A 3,594-nucleotide genomic window follows, 5' to 3' on the forward strand; every position below is an offset into this window, starting at 1 on the left:
CGAAGAATACCTCAAACTTGCCGAGTCAAAATAAATGTCAAACAACACTCCTCTAATCGTTAATTGTCCAACCTGCGCAGACCCTGTTACATGGGAAGAGAAGAATAAAGAGCGTCCATTTTGTAGCGAGCGCTGTAAATTAATTGATCTCGGCGCTTGGGCTTCAGAGGAGTACAGCATCGCTTCTCAAAGCCAAGACGAATGGGAAATCGCCGAAGCGCAAAGCGCATCTAACACTTCTGAAAGCCTTCAATAATATGAGTCGTCGACCCTGTCCATTTTGCGCGATTAATAACGGTGCACTGCCGGCCAGCGTGATTTATGAAGATGAACACTTCATGATTATTATGGATGCTTACCCCTTAAGTTCTGGGCATGTTTTAATCATACCTCGCGCTCATCACGATCGGATTTCAGCGCTATCAGACGAACATCAGTCCAAACTGTTCGATTTAGGGCGTAAGGTGATGAGCGCAATGATTAGAGCAGGTTTTGGAGAGGATGGCTGTAATATTCTATTAAATGATGGCAAAGCTGCTAATCAAACAGTTCCGCACATCCACCTTCATATAATTCCTCGCAAAAAGCATGACTTTTTACGATCATTGCCTAAACTAGCACTGCATGTCACTGGACTTATGGGAAGACAAGAAAAGCGTGCCACACTGGATGAGCAAGCGCGTCAAATCGCCAAGTATTTTTAGTGCAAGTATTACTGCTGTCGCGCTATTGATGTGCGCATTTACATCAAGTGCTAATGATGTCGAATTTACCTCCCCCTCAGCAAAAGATAGAAGCTCTATTCCTTCGGAACAACAAGACTCACCGACACTTACTTGGCTTACAGAAAACCGTAACTACTGGGGGCATGTAGTTGGAGATACTGCCAAAAGGCTCGACGCGTTTTTCGCTGATGAAGAAGTAATCGAATCGAGCAATAATAGTTTTCTAAAAGTTGGCTTTGAATTTCAGCAGTACAAAAGTGGACACAGCTATCTAGACCCGATCGTTAAATTCCGACTTCACCTACCAACTTTGCAAAAAAAGCTCCGACTCATTGTTGAAAGTGAAACACCCGAAGAACAGAGTGTACGTGATAAAAAACGCGCAATTGGGCGCAAAGACGACGACAAACGCGTAAAAGACACTGCCTCAGGCGCGCTCGATTTTACACTTCGAAATCTGAAGGACTTTGATACAAGTACGGGTGTTGGGGTTAAATTCGGAGATCCGATCGACCCTTTCTGGCGTTACCGTCTTCACGGGAGATATGAATTTACAGACGTATGGAGCGTTTCCTCGCACGATGCTCTTTACTACTATCACGATGAGGGTTGGGGGGCGCATGCTGAATTTACGCTGCAGCGACAAGGACCTTGGTTTATCTTCCGGCAAGGAATAGATGGAAAATACGATCATAAAGAACGTCTTTGGGAGCTCGCTCACACCTACTCTTTCTTGCGTGAAATTGACTCAAAAAGGGCTATCAATTATCAAGTAGGGATGCTTGCTGAGACGAAGCCAGAAGTGCAAGCGACTGGGTATTTTGTTAACGCCATTTATCGTAGAAAATTGATGAAGGAATGGCTCTTTTACGAAATGATTCCAGAAATGTATTACCCAAAAGAAGATAACTGGAAGATGGATCCATCGTTTACGATTAAAATAGAAATGGTATTCTCTGAGAAAGAATAAGTATTTCCACTTAAGCTAAATCAGCATTCACATGAATATTACTCCTATCGCATTTGCGAGCACGCCTTTTAAAGAAAAATTTGGTATTCCAAGGCAGCCCTCGCTTATCAAACACGCAAATTCCGTCATAGAATTCGTTTCGCCTTACGATCAACCGGATGCATTCGTTGGCTTAGAACAGTATTCACATCTCTGGCTGCAGTTTGGCTTTCATCAGCACGAACATGCCGAATTCAAGCCTTTAGTTAGACCGCCTAGACTTGGAGGCAATAAAAAAACTGGTGTTTTTGCAACCCGCTCATCATTTAGACCAAATTCTCTGGGACTGTCACTTGTCGAGCTAAAGCAAGTCATTCTCGACAAAAAGACTAGCTTAATCGTCTCATGTCCTGACTTACTCGATGGCACACCTATATACGATATCAAACCCTATATTGAATATTCCGATAGCGCTATCAATCCTCAGTGTGGCATCGCGAAAAACGCACCATCTTCAAAACTAGATGTTGTGTTCAGTGACAAAGCGAGAGCAATGCTTCACGCCTTGACTAAAAATGGTTACACGAACCTAGAGTGTTTTGTAAAGGAAGTTATGGAACAAGACCCTCGTCCTGCGTATAAGCAACAAAACGAGGACCCTAAGATCTATGGCATGAAGTTATATGCCTTTGAAATTAAATTCCGTGTAGAACAGAACTCTCTAATCGTTATAGACATTACTAGCTAAAAGCGGGGAATTCCTTTGCGAATTTTCCTATCCATTCCGCAGCAGCACCTTCAGAGTCTAATTCGCGCCCTTCTACTTCTCTCACCCACAATCGGTAATGCTCAATATGACAGATCTGCTCGACCATCCGAGCACGATAGGCATCACCAGAGGTACAAAACTCTAAGCCGATTTCATAGCCATCTTCCTGAGTTAAACACCATATAACGCGAGCTTGAGCTTCGAAAGGAGGATCAATTACCGGGATTTTAATTGAAACGAGCGCGCCTTTACCAAAGGACCTTGAAGAACTAAAACTTAACCCACCAACACTGATATCTTTTGTAAACGTACAAACGGCTCTGTCCTCTGGAACCGTTGATAGTTCGATAGGCATATCAGACGGGTGTCGAATATATGCACGTGCGACCATAATCAATCCTTTGTTTATCCTTCTTATTAACATCCAATGTAGCAGTCGACCTTAGCAGGTCAATAACTATGCACTTATTTTACAGTTTAAATATTTTTTAAACGCAGCAGACAATGTGCCATCTATTGTGTACTTATTGATAGCGTCCGTTGCGCCTCCTTTAAGATAGATATCTTTACTATCCTGATCCATGTTACCGAGAGCTATAACAGGTGTAGGAACGTTATCTCGCCTTTTCCCCTCTATATTCCGGAGCATTTCAATCACTGTGAGTGTATCTATATCAGTAAACGCATCATCAACAAGAACAAGCTCGAAAGCCTCTTGCCTGAATGCATCCACTGCTTCAAATGCTGATTTGTAGTGTACAAATTGAGCACCAAACTTCTCACAATGTTGTCGCGTAAATTCGATACAGACCAACTCTTCCGCGATGAGTAAAACAGTACCCACATCGTAATTTGGGGCTAAGTCTGCCGGCAGCGCCTGTATATTCAGAGGACTAAGGAAATCAATAACACTATAGCGCGTCACTATGCTTTTTCGCTTGTGACCAAGCGTTCGGTCAGTTTGAAGCATATAGTTGACGGTTTGCACCCCAAGATGCGCAAAATTACTGCGCGACAGCAGTCCTTGCACACCTATCTCACTATACTCCTGAACATCCCCCGCTTGAGGGCTTTCGCTCACCACAAGAATCTGAATTGTTGCTGAAATGCAGCGTCTTAATTCAGACAAAAATTCGCGAGATGACATGTTA

Annotated in this window: 6 protein-coding genes; 4 read left to right on the forward strand and 2 right to left on the reverse strand. The window is 43.2% G+C overall.

Annotated features, from left to right (window positions below; translation table 11 throughout):
* Positions 1-34 precede the first annotated feature (34 nt).
* Genes yacG through tsaA form a run of 4 tightly spaced genes read left to right on the forward strand, consistent with a single transcriptional unit; the run spans position 35 to position 2,422 of the window.
* Positions 35-256 carry a DNA gyrase inhibitor YacG gene (yacG, locus tag A3739_RS03570; RefSeq protein ID WP_068478469.1) on the forward strand — a complete coding sequence of 74 codons (222 nt, stop codon included), beginning with the start codon at positions 35-37 and terminating at the stop codon, positions 254-256.
* A 1-nt stretch (position 257) separates the two neighbouring features.
* Complete coding sequence (locus A3739_RS03575; RefSeq protein WP_068475447.1) at positions 258-704, forward strand: HIT family protein; 447 nt, start codon at positions 258-260, stop codon at positions 702-704.
* Positions 670-1,695: a hypothetical protein gene (locus A3739_RS03580; RefSeq protein ID WP_068475445.1), complete on the forward strand. Its 1,026-nt coding sequence runs from the start codon at positions 670-672 to the stop codon at positions 1,693-1,695. Before A3739_RS03575 ends, A3739_RS03580 begins: the two co-directional genes overlap by 35 nt.
* A 31-nt stretch (positions 1,696-1,726) precedes the next feature.
* Entirely contained in the window at positions 1,727-2,422 is a 696-nt protein-coding gene (tsaA, locus tag A3739_RS03585) for a tRNA (N6-threonylcarbamoyladenosine(37)-N6)-methyltransferase TrmO (protein WP_068478471.1), read from the forward strand.
* Here the strand turns inward: tsaA and A3739_RS03590 are convergent.
* Together A3739_RS03590 and A3739_RS03595 are read right to left on the reverse strand one after the other, a co-directional pair.
* Positions 2,415-2,834 (reverse strand): PilZ domain-containing protein, encoded by a 420-nt coding sequence (locus tag A3739_RS03590; RefSeq protein WP_068475036.1) that lies wholly within the window; start codon positions 2,832-2,834, stop codon positions 2,415-2,417. The genes tsaA and A3739_RS03590 overlap by 8 nt on opposite strands.
* Positions 2,835-2,900: 66 nt before the next feature.
* A partial coding sequence (locus tag A3739_RS03595; RefSeq protein ID WP_156502317.1) for a response regulator occupies positions 2,901-3,594 on the reverse strand: 694 nt, incomplete at its 5' end.

The sequence above is a fragment of the Oleiphilus sp. HI0067 genome (genome assembly GCF_001635735.1).

Coding starts and splice junctions, on each gene's coding strand:
- yacG (WP_068478469.1), top strand. CDS start 35: ATGTCAAACAACACTCCTCTAATCGTTAATTGTCCAACCTGCGCAGAC.
- A3739_RS03575 (WP_068475447.1), top strand. CDS start 258: ATGAGTCGTCGACCCTGTCCATTTTGCGCGATTAATAACGGTGCACTG.
- A3739_RS03590 (WP_068475036.1), bottom strand. CDS start 2,834: ATGGTCGCACGTGCATATATTCGACACCCGTCTGATATGCCTATCGAA.
- tsaA (WP_068478471.1), top strand. CDS start 1,727: ATGAATATTACTCCTATCGCATTTGCGAGCACGCCTTTTAAAGAAAAA.
- A3739_RS03580 (WP_068475445.1), top strand. CDS start 670: ATGAGCAAGCGCGTCAAATCGCCAAGTATTTTTAGTGCAAGTATTACT.